The following is a 25567-nucleotide window of genomic DNA, read 5'->3' as shown; positions in this document are numbered from 1 at the left end:
CCTCCGTACTAGCAAAGATTTACAAAATTTGAGTTACAATTTAGTTCTATACTTCACTGGATTCAAGTTTATACGTTATACCGAGCCAGTAATAAATTATACTATCTCTCATTTCAAACTGAAGCATTAATTGTTAAATTTGCTTAAGTAAAACTTGAAACCAATTGATATTAATAAGATACATACTTCGCAACCATTTAGTACCATTTCTATTTGCTAATTTTACTTTAATTGCCGTTTTGCTGCTTCAATACTTAATGAAAATGGCTGATAAGTTAATTGGTAAGGGATTAAGTACTATGGTAATTTTGCAACTTGTGATGTATAGTTTGGCCTGGATGATAGTACTAGTTGTACCAATGTCGGTACTAATCTCAACCATAATGGCTTTCGGGAATATGTCCCAAAATAACGAAGTAGCAATAATGAAAGCCACAGGCGTTAGTCTTTATAAAATGATGATTCCCCCTCTATTGGGAAGTATTTTAATAGCATGGGGATTAGTGTATTTCAATAATAACATTTATCCAGATTCAAATCATGCGGCAAGGTTGTTATTGGAAGATATCGCAAGAAAGAAGCCAACATTATCGTTAGCTCCGGGTGTCTTTTCAAAAGATATTCCCAACTACTCAATATTAACACGTGAAATTGACCAATTGACGAATGAATTAAAATCTGTTACTATCTACGATTATTCCAATCCTCCCAAAATAAATATAGTTACAGCCCAAAAAGGAAAAATTTATTTTTCGAAAGATCAAAAAAAATTAATTATGGATCTCGAGACCGGTGAAATTCATGAAACGAGTAATATAAATAAGAGTGAATATAGAAGACTTAGATTTGACCGGCATAAAATTGCAATGCCCGCAGATGAATTCACATTTGAGCAAAGCGCTCCAGGAGGTCAGCGTGGAGACCGCGAATTGGGTGCTAATGCTATGCTTACTATTGTAGATAGCCTAGCTAATCTTAATAAACTGGAATTAAAGGACTTCACTAATAAACTTACACGGATGATCACTAAGGCCAAAAGTGAAGTGATTGAGGCGAATCCAACTAATGTCTCTGTAAAAATTGAACAGCAAATAAGATTTGATGAAAGCTCAATAAAGAGTATTAGCTCGAGACTCGATTATCTGAGAAAAGAGAAAAATAGGTATTGGGTAGAAATCCATAAAAAATATGCTCTGCCATTTGCATGTCTTGTATTTGTTTTAATCGGAGCCCCGCTCGGAACAATGTCACGCAAAGGTGGATTTGGTATGGCCGCCGGTTTAAGTTTATTCTTCTTTTTAATCTATTGGGTTTTTTTAATTGGCGGTGAGAAATTAGCTGACCGGGGATTGCTCTCTCCATTTGTGGGAATTTGGGGCGCTAATATTTTCTTGGGATTGATTGGCGTTTTATTAATGATTAAAAGCGCTAAAGAAATGGTAACAATAAATTTTGAATTCTTTAATAAACTTATCCCCAAATCCTGGAGAAATACTGAAGTAGCCGATGAAAATTATTGATAATTATCTCGTCAAACAGTTTATCCAAACAATCTTTTTTGGAATATTAGCATTCACGCTACTATTTGTTGTTATAGATATGATGGAAAAATTGGGGGATATCGTTGATCAAAATGTGCCCACAAATATAATCTTCGAATATTACTTTGTATTTATTCCAGAAATAATAAGATTGATTACCCCCGTAGCTGTGTTATTGGCGAGTTTGTTTGTTGCCGGAAAAATGTCCAACCTCAATGAACTAACCGCATTAAAAGCAAGCGGAGTTAGCTTATACCGGTTTATGACACCATTTATTTTAACCTCTGTTCTTGTCTCCCTGTTAAGTGTTTACTTTGGAGGATTTGTTGTACCAGATGCCAACAAACGAAAAGTATATATAGAACGAGATTTCATGAAAAAAGGCATTGTGAACTTTAGCAATAATATTTTCTTTCAGGACTCCCCCAGCAGAATTATTTCTATTAATCATTACGACACCTACACTCAGTCTGCTAATCAAGTAAGTATTCAAGAATATAGCCCCTATGATAAAACCAAATTAATATATCGAACTGATGCATTTAGGATGGAATACGATTCGCTAAAAAAAGCATGGGTTTGTTTTGAAGGTGTAAGCCGTACTTTTACAGACAGCACAGAAATACTTGAAAAATTTGTCGCTAAAGAATTTTCGAATTTTTTTATAAGACCTTCCGATGTTCTCAAAAAGCAAACTAAGTCGGAAGAAATGACGCTTACGGAGTTATCTGAATTTTCAGCGGAGCAAAAGAGAACAGGAAACAACCCAATTGAAATTGATATAGAATATCATTCAAGAATAGCTTATGCGTTTGCATGTGTTGTGGTAGTATTATTTGGACTGCCAATCGCTTCAAATAAAAGAAGGGGCGGGTTGGCAATACAGTTTGGATTTAACTTGTTAATTACTTTCGTTTATCTGTTATTCATGAAAATAAGTCAAGCATATGGCAAAAGTGGAATGTTGAGTCCATTTCTGACTTCATGGTTTGCAAATTTTATTTTTCTAGCGGCGGCTATAATAAATATAGAACGCGCCCGTAAATAATTTATTTAGTCTTCAATTCAAAAACACCATCCCATTTTACATCCGGTGGAGTAATTATAAATGATTGGCACCTATCAGAATATATTTTTGAAGTATCATCATTAAACTCTCTACTAACAGAATCAAATAAAATTTTTGCTTGCTCAAATTCCTTTTGCTTGTACATATTTAATGCACGAGAATAATCCTCTAATAATTTTTCAACACTCGCATTGTTCAATTCTTCCTTCAATCCAATCAACTCAAAGACTTTTGTTGGTTTAACCTTCCCTTTTACTTTAATCAAATCTAATTCACGCGCCAGAAACTTATCCTTAATTAATTCGTAGGTCGATTCTCCAATCATAATTTTAGAATTGTACTGTTTATTCGCGCCTTCCAATCTCGAAGCCAGGTTTACATTATCTCCCATCACAGTATAATCAAACCTCTTAACGCCCCCCATATTGCCAACAATTACCTCGCCGGAATTTATTCCTATTCTAATTTTTAATGGTTGTTCACCGGTGGAGATCCATCTTTTACTAATTTCATTGGTTGATTTTTGCATCTCAAGTGCAGTAATACAAGCTTTATGTGCATGGTTTTCTACTTCAAGTGGAGCACCCCAAAACGCCATTATTGCATCACCTAAATATTTATCGAGCGTTCCCTCATTTTTTAGAACTATGTCGGTCATTTCATTTAAGTATTCATTTATAAACAAAACCAATTCTTCCGGTTGTTTACCTTCGGAAAAAGTGGTGAAGCCGGCAATATCACTAAATAGAATAGTAACATTTTTCTTTTCGCCGCCTAGTTTTAGTTTATCGGGATTATTCAACAACTCATTTACCACATCTTTGCTCACATAAGTGCTGAACATTCCTTTTATTAAAACATTCTGCTGTCGTTCTTTTATAAAATGATAGGCGGTCGATGCGAAATAACTTATTAGAATTGATACTGCTGGAGCAATTATTGAAATAATGAGTTTATGAGTTATGAAAAAATAGATACTTATTTGGTAAAGCAAGAAAATAGATAGTGAAACTATAATTAGATTTATGAGCTCCAGAAATAAATTGTTTTTTAATTTCAGTCTTCTAATTACATCTGTGATAAAGAAAATAATTAATACCAATATTATGATTTCTAATATCTCCGTTAACTTTGACTGCTTACTCAGAAAATCCCTATTCAAAACATTATTTATCGCGTTGGCATGTATCTCAACACCGTAAATTAGGTTGTCCCCCTCAAGATCCCCCTTCGCAAAAGATGTTGGAAAGAGGTCTCTATCTTCCGGCATTGTAGAACCAATTAAAACAACTTTATCCTTGAAAATACCGCTTTGCAATAATCCATCATCCATATCCCATGTATTAAGTTCAACTTCAAGTTCAATTTCATCAGTTGTTAAGAAATCTTTATCATCTAAAACATCTATAAATTTTATTTTGGGGAAAGTTGAACTGGGTCCATAAAAATTAATAAGATATGTATAGTTATCGAACATAGGAATTTGAGTTCCGTTAAAATCGAAATATCCATCTTTGCGCTGAGCAGTATAATCATGATTGAGATTATAATATTTATTCAATACGGCGCCGCCAAAACTTGGAATATTTTTATTAATTGATGAAGTAAAAACGTATGGCAGATACCTTCTAAAAACCCCATCATAATCTGGTGGTAATTGTACAATTCCAATTGAACTATCTGCATCATAAAAAATATTTGAGAAATTAATTTTTTGATTTTGAATCAGCGTATTTCTTTCATCAATACTTCTTTCTAAAACTTCATCTATTTTTCCCGCAAGTACAACTTTCCCCGATTTCCTTATTGCCGCTTTCATCAAAGAATCGTTTTTGGGCGAAAACTGATCGGGACCCAGCATATTAATATCGATGCCAATAGCTTTCACGCCGGCTTCAGTTAAGTTTTCTATAACATTAACATAAATTGATCTCGCCCAGGGCCATTTATTATAAGGTTGAGGAATTTGATCATACGAATCTTGAGTAATTTCTAATATTATAACTTTTGATGAGTCTTTAATATTTACCGGTCCCCGCTCACTAAATCGGGAATCAATAAATTTAAGCTCTAGTTTTTTTAGGGGACTAATAGTAAAAAATAATTCTTGAGTAAGTGTGATGCTTAAAATGAAGGCAAGAATAATTAAATAAAATTTAGAAAAATCTTTTTTACTACTCTTGCCCTGTTTCATTTTAATTATATAGTGAGCCTTGTAGTTAAACCAATAATTGAATTAGTTGACGATCCGGGAATTCTAAATATTCTAGCTTGAAAGCCCAAATTTAGATTAGCCAAGATATTATAATCGGCGAGTAACTCTAATGTTTGTCTTTCAAAATCACCAAAACTAGGAGCAAAATTAGCAGATAAGAGTAATTTATTCTCTAGGAGTCGATATCTTCCGCCAAAATTAACAGTAAAATAGCTGAATGGAATTCCCGCAATTTCGCTTGAACTAAAGAGTAACCCAAAATTTGAAGAGATGTCGCGAGTCCAAAAACTATTCACAGAAAATGAGCCGGTATTAAAAGAGGCGTCATTCTTCAACAAACTATTATCTTCTCTGCTGGAAGTAGTAAAGGAAAGTGAAGTACTATGGCGAACCAAATAATCTATATCATAAGATAGCTGAAGCAAAAACCGGTTTGTTAAATCATCAATTGCGTAGATGCCATACTTTGGATCAGTAATTTTTAACTCATTTGCATTTTGATATCTATTAAATCCTATGGTTATGTTTGGAAAATCAGCGCGCGGAAAAAGAGAAAGTGAAGCGCTATAAGTTTTATAAGTAATTGTAGAAATTTTTGTTTTTTGTAAATTATCCTTTAATTCTTCATAACCAATCGCCAGAAAAACCCGGTTATCGAACATTCTAATTCTATCTTGAATATTTAATCCCTTCACATCCGTTCGTATAAAAGATTGACCAAAAGATTGATACTCATTCCCTCTATAAATATATGAAGCACGAAGCGAGTTATTAAAATAATTTAGCGAAAGTGCTGATTCTCCAGCAAATGAGGCAAGTTCTTGGGGATTCCAAGGACCTAAATATTGGTTTACCGTTATGAATCTATCTATTATATCCCTAATATCTTTAACACTTTTAGGATCGATATCGAACGTGGAATTGTCACTGAATATGGAATCGATCTGAGCATCTGTTAAAGTTCCTGAGGCAATATCTTTATTAATAATTGATAGAGCGGCTTGCGTGGTAAATAAAATATTTTGATCATCAGCCGCAATTTTTAAATCGGTGCCAATTACAACATTTTCTTGAGGGCGAACACCAAAATCGATAGAACCGGGATCATCTTTTGCGTGTAAATAACTAAATCCAAGTTGGAAATTTTGACCGCTTCCAAAGGAGGGGCGTACGGCAAATATTTGCCGATTAAATGTGCCAAACCTCACCCGCGCGTAGGGTGAACCATATTTCTGCATATCAATTGGAATAATATCCGAACCGAGAGGTACATTTCCCGCGTTATATTTCTCAATTATATTCCCTTCAACTTTTCTCACGCTTTCACCGTAAGCCGCTTGAATATTAAACGCACCCAAATTTAAGCTACCATTAAAACCACGAATTCTTCTGCCATCAAGAATCAAATTTGGAAAGCGGGGAAATGCATCTCCAACTCTCAAATCCAGCCAATCTCCATTTTTTACCGAAGCGAAATATCTGTTGTATGGCTGTTGGGTTGATTTTTCCTCACTTGTAATAAAAGCGAATGCGTTAAATCTCCAATCGGACGCGGAGGCATTTAAGTCTGTACTCAAATTATTAAACCATGTACTTGATGAATTAAAGCTTTCATTTCGAGATTCACCTTTAATATTGCCCGAATATTTCCAAAGTGATTCGATGCTCTGAGCTACTTCAAAACTAACTATATTAAATGATTGATTGACAGTGTGGTATAAATTACCATCTTTATCGTATGCTTCTATCCTAACAATACCTGCGCCGCTTTTAAATTGCGCCCCCAAATTTTCACCGCTCAAAAGGATTAAATCTCCCGCCAAAAGCATCGATGAACTTATATCAATATTATTTAGAAATATTTTTGTTTTGGCTACGTCAATTGTATCTGGGGCTTTAATAAATGATATTGAAATAAGTAGATCCTCAATTTTAACATTCTCTCCCGCATCGGGGCTCAGCACCATAATCTCTTTATCTTTATTGGAAACGGTTGAAATCATTAGTTGAAACGGCGCAACTCCTTCGTTAACACCTATGGGAAAAGTTTGCATCGAGCCATCTTTGAGGGAAATTATAAAATAGTATTCGAGGAGCGGTGGTTTAGCAACTTCAGGGGGAATTGTCACTATTGCACTATTCCCGGTAATCAACATTTCAGATTTCGTGTACTCACTTTCTCCAAATTCCTTATAGGCAATATCGATATTCGAAATCGACTCAACAGAAATTAAGTTAACCACAATTGAAATTGGATTTTTTTCTTTTGCGTCACCTATTCGTACTTCAGATATATTATCGCTCACCTGCGCAATTACTGAAGTAGCAAACAAAAATGTCAATGTTATCAAATTACAAACTAGGGCACAGTTTCTAATTGTATTTTTCATTGTGTTATCCAAAAATTTTTGAAATTAAACAACCTTTTATTCAGCAGTATAGTATTCTATTATAACATCGCCTTGAGGCGTTTTAATTTTTATTTTTTTGGTATTTGTTCTTTGGGATTGAATATTTACCTGTTTGTCATCTTCAGTTTGAGAAGAAACTAGGATTTCTCCGTTAGGATTAATTAAAGCGGTATTGCCCCCAGATAGATCCTGATCACCGGTAGATGTTTGTAAATATACATTCCCGCTGTCCAATCTAACGGTTGTGGTTGAATCCTGATCATCAAACTCAATACTTCCGCCGGTACCGCGAATTGAAGCCACAACGGTAGGTGTAGTGAATTTAAACTCGTCGCCTTCCTCTTGAGTGGTAATTTCAAACCCAACCAGTCCTCTTTGAATGAAAGTGTTTTTCTTAACATTTTTATTTTCAGTTTCACCATATATTTTTAGAATTGCGTTTTCCCTTACTCGAATTATACTTTTATCTAGGAATGTTACAAGCGCAAGAGATTTGTCCCCTGTTTTCAACTCTTCTCCATCTTTGAGGGGAACAGTAAGTTTAGCCGGCTCCCAGTCATCTTTATCTACTTTTTTATGCGTTACATCTTTTACAATTTTTTTTACGAAAGCAATTGGATTATTTGATTTGGAATCTTTTTTCTCTTCGGTAGTAAAACCGAAGGATATTGAAACGGCTAATACGATTATTAAAAATTTTTTCATTTTAATTGCCCTCATTATTTGGCGCTAAACGAAATATCTGTTATAGAAGAGTTGTTCGCTTCAAGATAATTTAGAATTGCGGTTAAATCGGTAAACTGAAGCACCTGCCCATTTTCATCTTCCAATTGAATTTGTGAAGGATCAATTGAACCATTCGTTAAACTATCTAAGAAAGTTTGATCAACTTTATCTTTTAGCAAATTGACCAATCTTTGAATTTCGGGATTTACGGTGAACTGTCTCTGAAGACTAGCATTACTGTTTCTTGCTACAATTACTAATTCCCTTAAATCTCCTTCTGTAACCACTTCTCTTCCACTAAATGAAGCAACTGTAGAGACCTGCAAAGCTAAATGCATATTTTCTGTTGCTTCTCGTAATTTATACGCGCCGTCAAAAAGATTAATTGATGTAATAGCTTTATCAACTTCGGTGTTAACGAATGGATTTGAGCAGGATTGAATTGCCTCTTCAAGAGATTGACCTTCTCTCATTTCACAAAGTAATATTTTATATCTGACTGCTCCTAATGCGGGGTTCCAGCTTACTTGCGCAATACCTAGTTGTACTTCGGTAGCTTGATTATCGGGTAAATTAATTGATGGCGCTGTTGGGTTAAGAAAAACTAAGTCTTTTGAATCCATTGCAAGATAGTTATCAAACTCATCATACATTTGAAGTGTAATAGTAAAAATACCTGTCGGTTTTCCTCGTGCAGCTAAATCTTTTCCCCTTTTTTCATCTCCAGAAACATCTTTTAGTGAAATGTCCATACTTCCAAGCTGATCATTAAAAAAATTCTTTGGTGAAAAAACTTCGGTAGTAAAATTTAGAAGTTCTGCAGCAGATGAATTATAACTTTCTTGCCAGTCAACTCTTCCTCTAATTTTAACTTTTGGCTTATCTGTTATTATGCTTACAAAGAATATTCTCGGTTGCCCGGATAAATTGTTATTCAATAAAAATGCGCCCGGATCCAGCGAGGAAATATCTTGCATAACATCCAATTTTATCACATGCTGGGGAAAAATATCTGCACCAATCAATAATATAGCAGCGAATAAAAATATCCTAATTCGTTTCATATCAATCCCTTAATTATGATATTGAAATATTCTCTTTTAAACTAAAATTAAGCTAATTATTTATTTTGAGTAACTCAAGAAAGAATTTTGACTGGTGATTTGCGATAAGAAGCTAGTCCACTTGGCAAGTGAACTAGCCATTATTCCGAAAGTTTAGTTTATTGGGGTATTTTTTTCGGGATTTATAAAACCAAATTGAGGAGCATTTTGCTGATCAATTTTAATTTCACCAAATCTCGATTCAAAACGTTCAATATTATCTTTTAAAGCTCGAAGTAGCATTTTTGCATGTTGGGGTGTGGTTATAATTCTTGATAATACCCGCGCTTTTGGTACGCCAGGAACTACTCGAGTAAAGTCGATTACAAACTCGGCTGGAGAATGAGTAATAATTGCTAGGTTAGAATAAATTCCTTCAGCTTCTTTTTCTCCTAGTTCAATATTTATTTGTTGTGCTTGTGTATCATTATTCTGACTCATATAAACCTCATATCATAAAAAACCCACAATTCGAAAACAAACTGTGGGTTGAATTCCAAATTAATTTAATTTCTTATCTGTTTGCATCAGCTTTTTCAAAAGCTTCTAGTGATTTTTCCTGCATTCCAAGATTAGCGTAAACTCTTCCCAACAATTCCCATATTACTGGTTCTTTGGGATTAACTGATAAGTATTTTTCTAAATGAGGAATAGCTAATTTGAATTTTTCTTTATAAAGCTCATTGTTTTCTCCTTTAGCTTCCATCTCCTCTCTCATCTTTGCGCCCCATCTAACATAAGTAACCGCGAGGTTATATACCGCATTTGTGTACTCGGAATCCAGAGCAACTGCTTTAGTAAATTGTTCTTCTGCAGCCGGGAAATCGCCGGAGTTTAATAAGAGAACACCATAATTATATTTATAAAATTTATTATCCGGTTCTTGAACAACGCCCTTCTTAAAAGCGTCCATAGCAACTTCTAACTTATTAGCTCCAATATAGGCATTGGAAACTCGCAATAAAATTTCGCTGTCATCTGGAAATTTTTCTCTTCCTTTTTCTAATATCGAAATAGCTTTCTCAAAATTTACTTGAGCAGCCGCAGAATCGGCTTTGTCGTTTAGTTCATTTCCTTTATCCAAATATATTTGACCAAGCATGACATAAGCATCAGCTGATTTTCCGAATGATACTAACTTCTCGAGTGGAGAAACTGCCTTTTCATTTTCTCCCATGTTAATATATGTCATAGCTAAATTTGTATAGGTAATTTCAGAATCTGGTTCACATTTTATAGCTGAGATAAAAAGATCAGCCGATTTTTGAAAATACATTTTAATTGAATCAGCATCAGTGGTCTTTGAGGCATTATTGAAAACACTCACACCTTTATTAAATGAAGTAGCCCAATGGTAAAGTTTTGCTTCTTTGATTTGAGGAGCAAATTTATTACTTGCACTCATGGATTTATCAAATGCTGCTAACATTTCATCAATATTACCATCTTCACCATGCAGAAATCCAAGTAAATACCAACCTTCATCACTTAATGGATTTTTTGCTACTTCTTTATTGAGAGCTTCTTTAGCTTTCTCGTACTGCTTTTGATTGATATATAATTTTGCGCCGGTCAATTCAGCTGAAGCACATTGAAATGCCATAATACCGAATATCATCGATGCAAGGCTTAAGTAAATAAATACTTTTTTCATTTATTCTCCTAATTTTAGAAAGTTTATTTTTAACCGGGGTAAAAATAACCAATTTGAATAGGTATTTCAAGACAAATTAACCCTATTTTAATCAACGAAAGTACTGATTAATAATGCTATATCATTTAATTCATATTTTGTTATTAATTGATTTTAGAGGTACAAAGAGATATTTTTTGACGTAAAAAGGGATAAAATGAAAACTGAAGAAATCATTAGAGGAGTACCAAAAGTACAATTGCACGATCATTTAGATGGGGGGTTAAGACCGGCAACAATAATCGAAATCGCCAAAGAAATGAAGTACAGCAAACTACCAACTTCTGACCCCGCTGAACTGGCTGAATGGTTTCATAGAGGAGCAAATAAGGGAAATTTGGTGGAATATCTGCAAGGTTTTGAACACACTTGTGCAGTAATGCAAACTAAGGAATCGTTACGAAGAGTTGCTTATGAAATGATGGAGGATATGAAAAATGATGGAGTTTGTTATGTTGAGACAAGATTTGCACCGGTTTTTCATACCTCGAAAGGACTATATCAAGAAGACGCTGTAAATGCCGTTTTAGAAGGTCTTGAGAAGGGAAAAAAGGATTTTGGTGTTGGTTATGGCTTGATTATTTGCGGAATGAGAAATATGAAGAATACACTAGAAGCTGCTGAGCTTGCCGTTGGTTTTAGGAATCAGGGAGTTGTGGGATTTGATTTAGCGGGTGAAGAGGGAGGTTATCCTCCAAAAAAACATATTGATGCTTTCCAATATATTAAGGAAAAGAATTTTCATATCACTATTCACGCTGGAGAAGCGTTTGGGAAGGAATCTATTTGGCAGGCAATTCAAATTTGTGGGGCGCATAGAATTGGACACGCTACCCGGTTGATTGAAGATATGGTGTTTGATAAAAATGGTAATATTATTGCATTGGGTGAACTCGCCCAATATATCCTTGATACCCGCTTACCACTCGAAATATGTTTGTTAAGCAACGTTCATACCGGTGCTGTTGATAAAATTGAGAATCACCCATTCATAAAATTGTATAAATCCAAATTTCGTGTTTTCCTCAATACAGACGATAGATTAATGAGCGACACAACTCTCACTAAAGAGTATTTGACTGCAAGCGAATTGTTTGGGATTAACTTGGATGATATTGAAAAATTAAATATCAACGCAATGAAATCCTCATTTTTAAAACATACAGAGAGACTTGAATATATCTACAAAATAATTAAACCCGGCTACCAAAAAATGCGGGAAAACTTATTATCATTAAAAATATAATACAACTATGGCAAAACCTTTATTCAAAAACTACAACTTTCAATTCGATAAGAATGAAAAAAAAATTCTGATTAACTTCTGTAAATCAATCATAAAACAGATGGCGGCAGATGAAAAATTTTCGGTCGAAATTAAAACTTATAATTCTATAATCGATAAGCTTAACGAGCCGGCTGAAGAAGTAAAATTTACAAAGGATGAAAAAACTAAGCTGGTTCTTCATCTCAAAGAAAACATAAAACATATGGAAGTGATGCTCAAAAAAAGTGGTTTCCTAAAAAGATGGCTTTATAAATCTGCATTAACCCAGTATAAAAGCTTGATGGAAAATAAATTTAACAACTAAATTTTATTGAATACCATATGAGTAAAATTATTAAGGCGCCAACCGGTGCTAAAATTTCATGTAAGGGGTGGATTCAAGAAGCCGCACTAAGAATGCTGATGAATAATCTCGATCCGGAAGTTGCCGAACGTCCCGAAGATCTAATTGTGTATGGCGGATATGGAAAAGCCGCTCGCAATTGGGAATCGTACAATGCCATAATTAAATCTCTGCAAAACCTCGAAAACGATGAAACACTTTTAGTTCAATCGGGTAAACCGGTTGGTATATTCAAAACTCATGATAACGCGCCAAGAGTAATTATCTCAAACTCGATGCTTGTGCCCGATTGGGCAACTTGGGATGAATTCCGCAGACTCGATTCTCTCGGTTTAACAATGTATGGACAGATGACTGCCGGCAGTTGGATTTATATTGGCTCACAAGGAATATTGCAAGGGACTTATGAAACTTTTGCAGAGTGTGCTAGGCAGTATTTTAATGGTTCGCTATCGGGCAAATTTTTATTAACTGCCGGTTTAGGAGGTATGGGAGGCGCTCAGCCTTTAGCCGCAACTATGAATGGCGCCGCATGTTTGGGTATTGATGTTGACAGATCCCGAATTCAAAAAAGAATTGATACCGGTTATTTAGATATTATCACCGAAAATATTGATGAAGCGTTAAAATTAATTGTTGCAGCAAAGAAATCGAAAAAAGCATTATCAGTTGGATTGGTCGGCAACGCCGGTGAAGTGCTTCCGGAAATATTGAAAAGAAATATTATACCCGATATACTTACAGACCAGACCAGTGCGCATGATACTCTGAATGGATATGTACCAATGGGAATGAGTTTTGAGGAAGCAGTCACGCTTCGTAAATCTGATCCTAATAAATATATGGCATTGTCAAAATCAACGATTGTTACCCACGTAACAGCAATGTTAGAATTTCAAAAAAGGGGCGCAATTACTTTTGATTATGGCAACAATATAAGGGGTGAAGCAAAAGAAAATGGATTGACAAATGCTTTTGATATTCCGGGATTTGTCCCCGAATATATTCGTCCCCTATTTTGTGATGGTAAAGGTCCCTTCAGATGGGCCGCATTGAGTGGTGATCCTAATGATATTTTTGAAACTGATAAAGCTGTAATAGAGACCTTCCCAGAGAATTCCGCATTAATTAGATGGATTGAACTCGCACAAAAGAAGGTACACTTTCAAGGATTGCCTGCCAGAATTTGCTGGTTAGGTTATGGTGAAAGAGCAAAGATGGGAAAAGTATTCAACAAACTTGTTGCCGATGGAAAAGTAAGCGCTCCAATTGTAATTGGGAGAGATCATCTGGATTGCGGGTCTGTTGCATCACCAAACCGGGAAACAGAAGCAATGAAAGATGGAAGCGACGCGATTGCCGATTGGCCAATATTAAACGCGTTATTAAATGCAATTGGCGGCGCTAGTTGGGTTTCGGTTCATCATGGGGGCGGTGTGGGAATTGGGAAATCAATACATGCCGGAATGGTGGTTGTGGCTGATGGAACTCCCGAAGCAGAAAAAAGAATTGAGCGTGTACTAACCTACGATCCCGGAATGGGAATTATACGCCATGCCGATGCCGGTTATGAGCGGGCAATTGATAATTCTAAAAAATTCAATGTAAAAATTCCTATGATGAAATAGTTAATCGGTAATTAGAGTAATAGTTTCCTCCGAAAGTAGTTTGTTTAATTTATACGAGTTATTAACTTTCTTTCACTAAAAAATTATTTCACTTAATTCTGATGTTTAAGGAGGTAAAAAATGAAGATGAAAGTTTTAATAGCCGACAAATTCCCCGACCAGTATATTCAGAAGTTAAAAAATTCTGATATCGATGTAATTTACAATCCTAAACTCGGTGAAAACGATCTACCGAAAGCTGCCGAAGAAGTTGATTGTTTGGTTGTCCGTTCCACAATTGTTAATGCGGCAACAATCGAGAATTCAAAACAACTTAATTTAATTGTGCGTGCCGGCGCCGGTGTTAATAATATTGATATTAAAGCCGCAAATAAAAAAGGTATTTACGTTTCTAATTGTCCGGGTAAAAACTCAATTGCAGTTGCAGAACTTGCGATTGGATTAATGCTGGCACTCGATCGAAGAATTCCACATAATGTTTCCGATTTCAAAAATGGTAAATGGAACAAAGGGGAATATTCAAAAGCTGAGGGTCTATTCGGTAAAACTCTAGCTATTGTTGGTTACGGAGCAATTGGTAAAGAAGTTGCTAAAAGAGCTCAGGCGTTTGGATTAAATATTTACGCTAAGGATGTTTCCCGAATTGAAGGTTACGGAGTTAAAGATTTTTCCGAGTTTGATCAAATTCTCCCTATAGCTGATATTATTACACTTCATCTCCCCGCTACTCCGCAAACAAAGGGATTATTCAACGACAAAATGTTTTCTATGATGAAAGATGGAGCAATTCTCATCAACACCAGCAGACAAGATTTGATAAATGAAGACGATTTAGTTAAAGCAATTAAAGAGAAGAATTTAAAAGTCGGCCTAGATGTATTTAAAGGTGAACCCGAATCGAAAGATGGTGTTGTATCATCACGATTGCAGGAACTTGAGAATGTTTATGTAACACATCATATTGGCGCGTCAACCGAACAAGCGCAAAACGCTGTTGCTGAAGAAACCGTAAACATTATTTTACAATATATTAACAGTCGCGTAATCGCACACTGGGTTAACCGTGCAAAAGTTACAGACGCACATTATCAATTAATTGTAAAACATTATGATAAACCGGGCGTTCTCGCGGCAATTCTTGATGTTTTACGAAGCGGTAATATTAATATTGAGGAAGTTGAAAATATTATTTTTGATGGTGGATTAGTAGCATGTTGTACTTTACAACTTCAAGCTCCGGCTACATCAGAGATGCTTGAATTAATCCGAAAAAATCCAAATGTACTCACTTACTCACACATCTCTTTAGATTAATAGTGCCAAAGGGATTCGTTAAATCGAATCCCTTTCATTCTAATCAACAAATTTAATATCAAACATATCATCTACTATTCGGTGGAAGTATGTTAGTTTTATCAATTCTTCAAGTGCAATTCTCTCATTCTCAGTAAATTCTAAATAAACAGAATTATAATTTGAGAGCAGATGGTCGGTTATTTTTGAATCGAAAATTTCCATTGAAATATCCCTCAAAAATTTTTCAATCGTCATATCAACATCTATTAAATTGCCGTTGAGAGTTTGAATTGATTCCTTATCCTGAGAAGCAAATATGTAATTAACATACGGTAAATCGAGTAGCTCAGCCACTTCATCAGAAAAACTTAATCCCTTATTAAAGCAATCAGTCTCATAATTTTCATTTCCGGCTATTAATAGAATTTTTGAGAAGTCCGGTTTTTCAGAAGTATCCAGTATAATTTCAGTTGATAATGAAAAGTGTTCTTGAAAAATTATTTTTGATATAATAATTTCATTAAGGCTTATATCGCCACGTAGATAAATATTATTAAGGTTACTTCCCTTTTCATTAAAATATAAAAAACTGTTTGCGAGAGGTCCATCAAAAGAGATTGAAGCTTTTGAGGAAATATTAAAAGTTTTATTTGTAATTAAATCCAGCGATGGGATTAATCCGATTGCTTGAGTGTCTAACAACAAATCTTTAGAGATTAATGAAGAGGGGCGGTATATTATTTCCGTAAACAGCGATTTTGGCAGTGTTGCGGCAAATAATTTGGCGAATACATTTGGGGGCAATATTAGTTTCATCGTTATAAAAATTAAAAAGCCGCTTAAAAAGCGGCTTTGCAGTTGCAGAATTATTTTTGATTTTTATCTTTAATTCTAGCGGCTTTACCGGAAAGTTTTCTGAGATAAAACAATTTAGCTCTTCTAACTTTGCCTTCGCGAACCACTTCAACTTTTGCGATTTTTGGTGAACTGTATGAAAATATTCTTTCAACGCCTACACCGCTTGATATCTTTCGAACTGTAAAAGTTTTACTCATACCAATGCCTCTGATGTTTATAACATCACCTTCATAAGGTTGAACTCTTTCTTTATCACCTTCAATAACTCTAACATGCACCCGGATGTGATCTCCCGACTTAAATGCCGGAAAATCAGCCCGAATCTGATCTTCGGTTAGCTCTTTCAGCTTATCCATAATTTACTCCATACTATTTATTTTTTTCCAATGTTCAGTTAAAACTTTTGATTGTTCTGCTTTCCAATCTTTAATAATTTTTTCATTTCCCGAAAGCAGAACATCCGGAACCTTTAATCCCTTGTACTCAGCCGGACGAGTAAAATAAGGGGCTTCAACAGTATCTCCATCCATTAGCGAATCGTTTAATGCTGATTCGCTGTCATTCAAAACACCTGGAATTAATCGAATTACAGCATCCGCAATTACAAGCGCAGGTAATTCTCCTCCGCTCAAAACATAATTACCAATCGAAACATCATCGGTAGAAAACCTTTGATGAACTCTATCGTCAATACCTTTATAATGCCCGGCAACTATTAATAAGTTTGAAGCGAGCGAAAATTTATTAGCCAATTTTTGATTAAATATTTTTCCTTTAGGAGTAGGAAAAATAATGTGTAAATATTTTCTCTCGCTCAATAATTTCTCAATACATTCAAAGAACGGTTCTGGTTTTAGCAGCATTCCCGGACCGCCGCCAAAAGGTTTATCATCAATCTGCTTATGCTTATCGTAAGCATAATCGCGAAGATTGTGAATAAAAATTTCGACCTTCTTTTTATCCTGTGCTCTTTTAATTATGCTTGTATTTAAAGGAGAAGCAAGCAAATCCGGCACAGCAGAAATAATGTCAATCCTCATCATAATAAGTCAAATCAAATTCCGGTGTAATATCAACTCTCTTTTTCTTCGCATCAAACTTTTGGATAAAATCCTTCACAGCCGGAATTAATATTTCCTTTTTTACCCTATTCTTCACTAAATAAACATCATTAGCCGGAAGTTTTAGAACATCAACAATAACTCCAATAAGTCTCTCTTTTTGAAAGACCTCGCTTCCGATGAGATCATGAATAAAAAAAACATCCCCCGATGCAGGAATAGCCTCACTTTGGCAAACAAATAAATTTTTACCAATAAAAATCGAAGCATCATCACTATTATTGAAACCTTCAATTTTAATAACTATTTTTTTCGAAAAATAGTCAACGGCTTCAACAATAAATTCCTTTCTGACACCAAAAAAATCTGCGAAAACTTTTTCTAATTTTAAAAAGCGATCTTGAAAATCGGAAAAAGATTCAATAGATAAAAAACCATCGTTGCCGTGGATCGATTTTACTTTTGCGATTAATAAGAAATCATCCACAACTGCAAAAGATTAATCTAATATTTTTAGAATTGCTCTTTTACCGTCTTTGGCAGCAATAGCAGTGAGTAAGGTTCTCATTGCTTGAGCTGTTTTACCTTGCTTACCAATAACTTTACCAACATCGTCGGCACCAACTTTAAGGGTAAGTTCGATTGTTTTCTCATCGGGTGTGGCTTCTTCCAAAGCAACATTATCCGGACTATCAACCAAGTGTTTTGCGATAAATTCGATGAATTCCTTCATGAGAATACCTTTATTTTAATGATGTAGGGTACCCAATTATTTATATGCAGATTTCCATTAGGGTATTTGGATCTTCGGAAGCAGTACCCTATACTTCCGCTACATTTTCTGTTTTATCATTCTCTTTAACAGCCGATGATTTTTTAGCTTTTAGTTTTTCTTCTTTTTTCTTTAAAGACGCGGCTAATGTTGCTTCTTTCAATTTATTCCATTCTTCAAGCTTCACATTAATTTGCTCGTCCGACAAACCTTGCTTCGCCAATTCTTTCTTCAATAATATTCCAGTATTTGAAAGTAGGTTTTTTACAGTGATTGTAGGTTGAGCTCCAACACCTAACCAATATAACGCACGGTCTTCCTGAATTTCAATAGTAGCCGGATCAGTTTTTGGATTATAGAGTCCGATTGCTTCAATAAATTTACCATCTCTGGGTGAACGGGAATCCGCTGCAACAACTTTATAAATTGGTTGACGTTTTTTACCCATTCTTTTCAGTCTTAACTTAACTGCCAATTTGTTTATTCCTCCTGATTATTTTCAATTAAATCTTATATTCTTCATGTTTGGAAAGCCCAGCTTTCCGCCCTTGTTTAACATGCGCATCATCTGCTGCATCTGTTCAAACTGTTTTATCAATCTGTTCACATCTTGAATAGAATTACCGCTTCCGCGTGCAATTCTTTTTCTTCTGCTTCCATTTAATACTTTTGGATTCGATCTCTCTTGCTTAGTCATTGATTGAATTATCGACTCAACTTTAACTAGTTGTTTATCGTCAACATCGGCATTTTTCATGGCTGAGTTCAATCCGGGAACCATTCCAAGCAAAGATTTTAAAGAACCCATCTTCTTAATCATTTTAATTTGTTTTAAGAAGTCATCAAAATCAAATTTGTTCGAGAGTATCTTTTTCTCGAGTTCTTCGGCTTCCTTTTCATCAATTTGAGACTGAGCTTTTTCAACTAGTGAAACAACATCTCCCTTACCCAAAATACGAGAAGCCATTCGCTCAGGATAAAAAATCTCGATAGAATCAAGTTTTTCACCCAAACTAGCAAATTTTATCGGTTCATTAACAACCGCACGAATTGAAAGAACACAACCGCCTCTGGAATCACCATCCAGTTTTGTTACTACAACACCATCAAAATTTACTTTTTCATGAAATGCTTTAGCCGAATTTACGGCATCCTGCCCGGTCATCGAATCAACAACAAATAAAGTTTCTGTAGGATTTATGGCCGCTTTTATTGCAGATGCTTCATTCATCATTTCATCATCAACATGCAAGCGTCCAGCGGTATCAATAATTACAGTATTAAGATTATTCGCCTTGGCAAAATCCATTGATTCAGATGCAATCTTAACCGGATCTTTACTACCATCAATCGAAAAAACCGGAATATTAATCTTGCTTCCAAGAATTTTCAACTGTTCAATAGCCGCGGGTCTATAAACATCAGCGGCAACTAAAAGAACCGAGCGCTTTCTTTCGGTTAAGTACTTTGCAAGTTTAGCACTAAAAGTAGTTTTTCCGCATCCCTGAAGTCCGATTAACATAATCGTGGTAGTGCCCGTCGGATTTATTGTAAGCTCCGAACCTGAACTACCTAGCAATACAGTTAATTCATCATATAAAATTTTAGTTATTAACTGTCCGGGGGTAACAGAATTAATTACTTCGGTGCCAAGAGCTTTTGATTTTACATCATCAATAAACTGTTTAGCTACTTTGTAGTTAACGTCAGCATCTAAAAGAACACGTCTGATCTCACGAAGAGTATCAGATATATTTGTTTCTGTAATTTTACCTTGTCCGGTTATCTTTTTAAGAGTCCGTTCAAGTTTCTCGGTCAATTCATCAAGCATAGAATCTAACCCTTAATAAGATACTAAAAAGATAATCCATTTCAAATAAAAGTAATTAAGACTCTTTGAGCGCGTTGGCACCCGAAACAATTTCCAAAATTTCCTTAGTTATAGTTGCCTGCCTAACTTTATTATAGGTTAATTGTAAAGATCGTATCAATTCCTTAGCGTTTTCAGTAGCCATATCCATAGCTGTCATTCTAGCGCCTAACTCAGCGGCAAAAGAATCCAGCAATATTCTCCACATCTGTGCATTTAAATACTTCGGCAGTAAATTATTTATAATAGCAACTTTATTTGGTTCGTAAATATAATCGGCAACACTAATTGTTTCGGATATTTTATCATCGATAGGTTTTATTGGGAGTAGTTGTTGGATAACCGTTTTTTGTTGAATGACAGATTTAAATTCATTAAAAACAACAATTACCTTATCTAATTCACCACTGGAAAATTTTGATGAAAAGCTTTTAATTAGTGAAGAGGCAAAATCAAACTTTAATGATGAAAAAACACCGGTGTGGGAATCGGCTAATTTGTAATCTCTTTTGGAGAAATAATCACTTCCCTTTTTCCCGATACAATATAAATCGAGATTACCCGACAATTGATAATCGGCATATTCCGTTTTGATTTGCTCCTCGGCAGTACGAATAACATTCATATTGAAACTACCGCATAAACCACGATCGGATGTAACAACAATTACAGCAACCCGTTTAACGTCTCTTTCGACTAGTAACGGATTAGAAAAACTTTTTTCGCTAAGCATGAGATGAGACAATACTTCAGAGATTTTTTTTGAGTAAGGTCTTGCATTAATAATATTTTCTTGGGCTCTACGCAGTCTTGCCGCGGCAACCATTTTCATTGCTTTGGTAATTTGCTGAGTATTTTTAACTCCAACAATTCTTCTCTTTATGTCTCTTAAAGTTGCCATCTATCAGCTTTTTTTAAACTTTTCTAAAAACTCTTCTACTGCTTTTTTAATTAGACTAACAGTATCATCCTTCAATTCTTTTGTTAATAAAATATTTTCAAAAATCTGAGGATATTTTAATTCAACATATTCTAGAAATTCTTTTTCAAATCTTTTTACATCTTTAACTTCAATCGAATCGAAATAATTATTTGTTCCGATAAAAATTGCCACAACCTGCTTTTCAATAGGAACCGGAGCGTATTGTCCTTGCTTCAATAACTCAACTAATCTAGCCCCTTTGGAAAGAGTTCTTTTTGTTGACTTATCAAGATCAGATCCAAATTTTGCGAACGCTTCTAATTCCCTATATTGAGCAAGATCAAGTTTAAGTGAGCCGGCAACTTTTTTCATAGCTTTAATTTGAGCATTACCACCCACACGAGATACTGAAATACCTACGTTAATAGCGGGGCGAACACCAGAGTTGAATAAACTTGGCTCAAGATAAATTTGCCCATCTGTAATTGATATCACGTTAGTAGGAATATATGCTGAAACGTCTCCCTGCTGTGTTTCAATAATTGGGAGTGCGGTTAAACTTCCTCCACCCAAATCTTCACTTAATTTTGAAGAACGTTCGAGCAATCTAGAATGAAGATAAAATACGTCGCCTGGATAAGCTTCACGTCCAGGAGGTCTGCGTAGAAGCAATGATAATTCTCTATAAGCCGCGGCTTGTTTGGAAAGATCATCATAAATAACTAATGCATGTTTACCATTATCTCTAAAAAATTCACCAAGTGTAGCACCAGAATAAGGGGCGATATATTGAAGAGGAGCCGGTGATGATGCCGGTGCCGAAACTATGGTAGTGTATTCCATGGCGCCAGCTTCCTGCAGTTTACCAACAACCTGAGCAACAGTTGAATTTTTTTGACCAATAGCTACATAAACGCAATAAACAGGTTTAACGCCATATTTTTTTGCTTCTTCGGTATGAGTATATTTTTGATTTATAATAGTATCTATAGCAATTGCAGTTTTGCCAGTTTGGCGGTCACCAATGATAAGTTCTCGTTGGCCACGTCCAATTGGTATCATCGCATCAATTGCGCCTATACCAGTTTGAAGTGGTTCTTTAACTGGTTGTCGTTGAATTACTCCAAGAGCTTTTCTTTCAATAGGCATATATTTGTCAAATTGAACAGTCCCCTTTCCATCAACAGGTTCACCGAGAGGAGTAACTACTCTACCAAGCATTTTATCGCCGACAGGAAATGAGGCAACTCTTTTAGTTCTCTTTACAGTGTCCCCTTCTTTGATCAAGGAACTTTCACCAAACAAAACGCAACCAACACTGTCTTCATCCAAATTCAATACCATTCCTGTAACATCGTTTGGAAATTCTACTAACTCGCTCGCCATTACATTCGATAATCCATATACTCGTGCAATACCATCGCCAACTTGAAGAACAGTACCAACATCATAAACATCAACATCATTTTCAAAGCCGGCAAGTTGCTTACGAAGTATTGCTGATATTTCGTCAGGTCTAATTTCTGCCATTTTTATATTCCTAATTTTTCGACTAGTTAAAAGATATACTCACTTCTTCGGAAAATTTCTTTTTAAGATTTCGAAGCTGCTGCTTTATTGACGCATCATAAATCGTATCATTTATGTTGATTGTAAAACCTCCAATCAAACTTTCATTTACAATAAAATCTGCTTCAATGTTTTTATTAGTTTTTACGGAAAATTTACTAAGGATCTCTTTTTTCGCGTTTTCAGATAATTCGATTGCCGACGATACTCTCGCTCTAACTACACCATTTTTTTTATCGCACAATACCAGAAATTCTTTAAGTATCTCAAAAAGAATATCTTCTCTCCCCTTATCAATTACAAACTCTAAAAAAGTAAGTAAATCATGAGAAACTTTACCTTTAAAAACCTGCGTAAGTATTGATTTTTTATCAGTGGTTTTAATAACTGGACTTTTTAAAACAGCTCTCAACTCTTTAGATTGAATAAGAGTTTTAAAACAAAGGGTAACATCCTGAGATACTTTATCAAAGATTTTCTTTTCAACTGCCAATTGAAATAAAGAATTTGCATAACGATATGATATTCTGTAAACGCTCATTATTAATTTTTAGTGATATCGTCTAGATATTTGTTAACAATATTAAGTTGTTTCTCTTTATCCAAATTTTGACGGATAATTTTTTCGGCGGCATCAACTGCAATTTCCGCAACCTGAGATTTTAGTTTAGAAAATGCTTCTGCATTTTTTCTTTCAATTTCTACCGAAGCATCAGCAATCATTTTTTTTGCGTTTAATTTACTTTCCTCAAGGATCTGTGTTTTCAGTTTTTCGGCATATTCTCTGCTTTGCTCAACAATTTTTTGAGCTTCCTCCTCCGCCTTAAATATATTGGCTTTATTGGCCGCAATTAATTTTTCAGCTTCGAGGCGCGCGGTTTCAGCTTTTTCAAGCGATTCCTTTATTTGGCTTTCTCTTTCATGAAGGGAAGAGAGTATTGGCTTCCAGGCAAATTTTGAAAGAATAAACAATAAAATAAGGAATGTAACAACCGTCCATAAAATTAGGCCGGGATTTACATCCAGTGGGCCGCCAACTTCGCCGCCGGCAAATGCAAGTATGTTTGATATTAAAAGTAAATTCATTTCACTTACCTTTTTGACAAAGAGAAAACCGTTTTTTATTTAAGAGCTAATAAGATACAGATTACAAGTGCAAATAAAGAAATACCTTCAATAAGAGCGGCAGCAATAATCATTGATGTTCTGATATCACCTGCGGCTTCTGGTTGACGTCCACTTGCTTCCATAGCTGAACTTGCTAATTTTCCGATACCGAAAGCACCGCCAATTACTGTTAATGCTGCGCCAAATCCGGCTGCTAAATATGCGAAATCCATTTAGATCCTCCTGTTATATTCTGTTTATTATTAATGTTCTTGATGAACTGCCATTCCAATAAATAGTGATGACAGCATGGTAAAAATATATGCTTGTATTAACGCTACTAAAATTTCGAGTAAATATATAAACAACGCAAACGCTATTGATACTGGAATTACCACATAAGTATTTAGTATAAATATTAATCCCAATAGCGCTAGTATTACAATATGTCCAGCTGTCATGTTCGCAAATAAACGAATTGCCAATGCAAATGGTTTTGTGAATAATCCTAACAATTCTACTACTAACATTATTGGGATAAGCCAAGTTGGTAAGCCATGCGGCAGCAGTCCTTTAAAGTAACCAAAGAAACCATTCTGCTTTATTCCACCCAATTGAATTACAAAAAACGAAAGAGTCGCTAAAGTTGCTGTAACAGCAATATTTCCGGTAGCGGTTGATCCGTAAGGAAGTAATCCTAAAAAATTACAAGTAAGAATAAAAAAGAACGCAGTTAATAAATAAGGGAGAAATCTTTCGTACCCTTTGCCAATAGTTGGTTTTGCAATTTCATCTCTTACAAATAGTATCAACACTTCTGTAAAATTCGAAACACCTTTTGGTACTAAAGAATTTTTATATGATTTAGCTACTATTCTTAAAACGACAAATAAAATAATTGCTGCAAGCCAGAGAAAAACTACATGCTTTGTAATGGAAATATCAAAACCAAAAAGATGAAGCTGGGGCAGATGAATAATTCCGAAAGGAGAAAAATCTAATTCCCTAGCATCCAACACATGGTGCATTATCCATCCAGTATCTTGAGATTTTGATGCTGCCGCAACAGTATCCGCTACATTATTTGCTTCACTGAAATACATTAGAATCGGCTATACCTTATTATTTAGTTTGCCCTTCACCAGGACAATTTCAACAGTTAATGACAACACGTACCATACAAAGAGTGCAAATATAAAGCCAGTTTCGTCAATTTTCAAGAATTTTAACGATATTAATACTAAAAGAAGTACAATAAAGAGCCTAACACCCATCCCCCCCATAATGTAAATTAGGAAGAGATTGTTCTTTTTACCGATCGATAAATTGAAAAACAGGAGATAAAGTATAAAATTTATTATAATAATTACTCCAGCAATCAGTATTGAGTAGAAAATATTATTGTTTATCAAATTTGTGATATTGAGGAAAAAGGTGATTAATAGTGGGCTTAAAAGCACTATTGTTGAAATTTTTAATTGCTTACTTGTCATTTTTCTTATTTAAGTTTAATACAGTTTTAATGAAATTATAAATCCCCGAAAATGCTCCGAGAAATGCTCCACTAATTGTTAAAATTGGCCGGGTACCAAGGTAATCATCTCCCCATTTCCCAATGAAAAAGGAAAACACCATTGTTGCGGCTAATTGAAGTCCTAATCCAAGGTAAGGTCCAATTTCTCTATAGGACTTAGCAATCTTTTCAAATGAAGATGAATCTTTATCAAACATTTTGACTTATTGTTGGAGAAGTCATAGAGCTATTTCCCTCAAATTTGGCTCCTTCTTCAATAATTAATAGTTTTGAGATAATATCCCCATTCACAACTGCTTTATTTTCCAAGCGAAGTCTTTCAACTGCTGTAACTTTACCATTCACTGAACCGCTTAAAGTTACATTTCTCGCAATCATTTCCCCATGAATATCTCCCCCTTCGCCAAGAGTTAGGTTACCAGTAACTTTAACATTACCAACTACTTTTCCATCTATTCGAACATTACCGTTACTCGTCAAATTTCCATCAATACTAACACCGCCAGCAATTATGCTAACTTCTTCATGTGAGAGTTCTTTTTTTGACGCCATATAAATCTC

27 protein-coding genes are annotated in these 25567 nt (G+C 35.0%); 6 read left to right on the top strand and 21 right to left on the bottom strand.

Going from position 1 to position 25567, the window contains the following annotated elements:
* The first annotated feature begins 164 nt into the window (after positions 1–164).
* On the top strand, positions 165–1520 hold the full coding sequence (locus KF816_05320; GenBank protein ID MBX3007435.1) for an LptF/LptG family permease: 1356 nt from the start codon (positions 165–167) through the stop codon (positions 1518–1520).
* Complete coding sequence (locus KF816_05315) at positions 1507–2589, top strand: LptF/LptG family permease (GenBank protein ID MBX3007434.1); 1083 nt, start codon at positions 1507–1509, stop codon at positions 2587–2589. The genes KF816_05320 and KF816_05315 overlap by 14 nt, the downstream gene beginning before the upstream one ends.
* A 1-nt stretch (position 2590) precedes the next feature.
* Here the strand turns inward: KF816_05315 and KF816_05310 are convergent, their stop codons facing one another.
* The 6 genes from KF816_05310 to KF816_05285 all read right to left on the bottom strand — a co-directional run bounded on the left by KF816_05310 (position 2591) and on the right by KF816_05285 (position 10719).
* A complete protein-coding gene (locus KF816_05310) occupies positions 2591–4804 on the bottom strand; it encodes an adenylate/guanylate cyclase domain-containing protein (GenBank protein ID MBX3007433.1) in 2214 nt (737 codons plus the stop codon).
* Between the two features lie 5 nt (positions 4805–4809).
* Complete coding sequence (locus tag KF816_05305) at positions 4810–7215, bottom strand: hypothetical protein (GenBank protein ID MBX3007432.1); 2406 nt, start codon at positions 7213–7215, stop codon at positions 4810–4812.
* Positions 7216–7251: 36 nt separating this feature from the next.
* Positions 7252–7941 (bottom strand): FecR domain-containing protein, encoded by a 690-nt coding sequence (locus KF816_05300; GenBank protein ID MBX3007431.1) that lies wholly within the window; start codon positions 7939–7941, stop codon positions 7252–7254.
* 14 nt (positions 7942–7955) lie between these two features.
* A complete protein-coding gene (locus KF816_05295; protein MBX3007430.1) occupies positions 7956–9026 on the bottom strand; it encodes a hypothetical protein in 1071 nt (356 codons plus the stop codon).
* Positions 9027–9179: 153 nt separating this feature from the next.
* Complete coding sequence (locus tag KF816_05290) at positions 9180–9506, bottom strand: DUF3467 domain-containing protein (GenBank protein MBX3007429.1); 327 nt, start codon at positions 9504–9506, stop codon at positions 9180–9182.
* A 73-nt stretch (positions 9507–9579) separates the two neighbouring features.
* The gene (locus KF816_05285; GenBank protein ID MBX3007428.1) at positions 9580–10719 is read right to left on the bottom strand and encodes a tetratricopeptide repeat protein; all 1140 of its coding nucleotides are present in this window, start codon (positions 10717–10719) and stop codon (positions 9580–9582) included.
* Positions 10720–10915: 196 nt separating this feature from the next.
* Here KF816_05285 and KF816_05280 point away from each other — a divergent pair, with 196 nt between their 5' ends.
* The 4 genes from KF816_05280 to KF816_05265 all read left to right on the top strand — a co-directional run bounded on the left by KF816_05280 (position 10916) and on the right by KF816_05265 (position 15331).
* A complete protein-coding gene (locus KF816_05280) occupies positions 10916–12004 on the top strand; it encodes an adenosine deaminase (GenBank protein ID MBX3007427.1) in 1089 nt (362 codons plus the stop codon).
* A 100-nt stretch (positions 12005–12104) separates the two neighbouring features.
* Complete coding sequence (locus KF816_05275) at positions 12105–12350, top strand: hypothetical protein (protein MBX3007426.1); 246 nt, start codon at positions 12105–12107, stop codon at positions 12348–12350.
* A gap of 17 nt (positions 12351–12367) precedes the next feature.
* Complete coding sequence (gene hutU / locus KF816_05270) at positions 12368–14017, top strand: urocanate hydratase (protein MBX3007425.1); 1650 nt, start codon at positions 12368–12370, stop codon at positions 14015–14017.
* Positions 14018–14143: 126 nt separating this feature from the next.
* Positions 14144–15331, top strand: a complete 1188-nt coding sequence (locus KF816_05265) for a phosphoglycerate dehydrogenase (protein MBX3007424.1) — start codon at positions 14144–14146, stop codon at positions 15329–15331.
* A 39-nt stretch (positions 15332–15370) separates the two neighbouring features.
* Here KF816_05265 and KF816_05260 read toward each other — a convergent pair whose 3' ends face one another.
* From KF816_05260 to KF816_05190, 15 genes are all read right to left on the bottom strand, one after another.
* Positions 15371–16129, bottom strand: a complete 759-nt coding sequence (locus KF816_05260; GenBank protein MBX3007423.1) for a hypothetical protein — start codon at positions 16127–16129, stop codon at positions 15371–15373.
* 50 nt (positions 16130–16179) lie between these two features.
* On the bottom strand, positions 16180–16530 hold the full coding sequence (gene rplS / locus KF816_05255) for a 50S ribosomal protein L19 (protein MBX3007422.1): 351 nt from the start codon (positions 16528–16530) through the stop codon (positions 16180–16182).
* Entirely contained in the window at positions 16531–17214 is a 684-nt protein-coding gene (trmD, locus tag KF816_05250) for a tRNA (guanosine(37)-N1)-methyltransferase TrmD (GenBank protein MBX3007421.1), read from the bottom strand.
* The gene (gene rimM / locus KF816_05245; GenBank protein ID MBX3007420.1) at positions 17201–17719 is read right to left on the bottom strand and encodes a 16S rRNA processing protein RimM; all 519 of its coding nucleotides are present in this window, start codon (positions 17717–17719) and stop codon (positions 17201–17203) included. The genes trmD and rimM overlap by 14 nt, the downstream gene beginning before the upstream one ends.
* A gap of 12 nt (positions 17720–17731) precedes the next feature.
* On the bottom strand, positions 17732–17965 hold the full coding sequence (locus tag KF816_05240) for a KH domain-containing protein (protein MBX3007419.1): 234 nt from the start codon (positions 17963–17965) through the stop codon (positions 17732–17734).
* 88 nt (positions 17966–18053) lie between these two features.
* Positions 18054–18479 carry a 30S ribosomal protein S16 gene (gene rpsP / locus KF816_05235; GenBank protein ID MBX3007418.1) on the bottom strand — a complete coding sequence of 142 codons (426 nt, stop codon included), beginning with the start codon at positions 18477–18479 and terminating at the stop codon, positions 18054–18056.
* Positions 18480–18503: 24 nt separating this feature from the next.
* Entirely contained in the window at positions 18504–19835 is a 1332-nt protein-coding gene (gene ffh / locus KF816_05230) for a signal recognition particle protein (protein MBX3007417.1), read from the bottom strand.
* Between the two features lie 55 nt (positions 19836–19890).
* On the bottom strand, positions 19891–20775 hold the full coding sequence (gene atpG, locus KF816_05225; GenBank protein MBX3007416.1) for an ATP synthase F1 subunit gamma: 885 nt from the start codon (positions 20773–20775) through the stop codon (positions 19891–19893).
* A 3-nt stretch (positions 20776–20778) separates the two neighbouring features.
* Complete coding sequence (atpA, locus tag KF816_05220; protein MBX3007415.1) at positions 20779–22326, bottom strand: F0F1 ATP synthase subunit alpha; 1548 nt, start codon at positions 22324–22326, stop codon at positions 20779–20781.
* Between the two features lie 22 nt (positions 22327–22348).
* The gene (gene atpH / locus KF816_05215) at positions 22349–22906 is read right to left on the bottom strand and encodes an ATP synthase F1 subunit delta (GenBank protein ID MBX3007414.1); all 558 of its coding nucleotides are present in this window, start codon (positions 22904–22906) and stop codon (positions 22349–22351) included.
* 2 nt (positions 22907–22908) lie between these two features.
* Entirely contained in the window at positions 22909–23451 is a 543-nt protein-coding gene (gene atpF / locus KF816_05210; GenBank protein MBX3007413.1) for a F0F1 ATP synthase subunit B, read from the bottom strand.
* 35 nt (positions 23452–23486) lie between these two features.
* On the bottom strand, positions 23487–23705 hold the full coding sequence (gene atpE / locus KF816_05205) for an ATP synthase F0 subunit C (protein ID MBX3007412.1): 219 nt from the start codon (positions 23703–23705) through the stop codon (positions 23487–23489).
* 30 nt (positions 23706–23735) lie between these two features.
* Complete coding sequence (gene atpB / locus KF816_05200; GenBank protein ID MBX3007411.1) at positions 23736–24575, bottom strand: F0F1 ATP synthase subunit A; 840 nt, start codon at positions 24573–24575, stop codon at positions 23736–23738.
* 379 nt (positions 24576–24954) lie between these two features.
* Positions 24955–25203 (bottom strand): AtpZ/AtpI family protein, encoded by a 249-nt coding sequence (locus KF816_05195; GenBank protein MBX3007410.1) that lies wholly within the window; start codon positions 25201–25203, stop codon positions 24955–24957.
* Complete coding sequence (locus KF816_05190) at positions 25196–25558, bottom strand: polymer-forming cytoskeletal protein (protein MBX3007409.1); 363 nt, start codon at positions 25556–25558, stop codon at positions 25196–25198. Before KF816_05190 ends, KF816_05195 begins: the two co-directional genes overlap by 8 nt.
* Between the last annotated feature and the right edge of the window lie 9 nt (positions 25559–25567).

It is taken from the genome of Melioribacteraceae bacterium (genome assembly GCA_019638015.1).
Taxonomy (GTDB): domain Bacteria; phylum Bacteroidota; class Ignavibacteria; order Ignavibacteriales; family Melioribacteraceae; genus JAHBUP01.
Note: the sequence above shows the minus strand (reverse complement) of the source record. Positions and strands in the feature narration are given on the sequence as shown.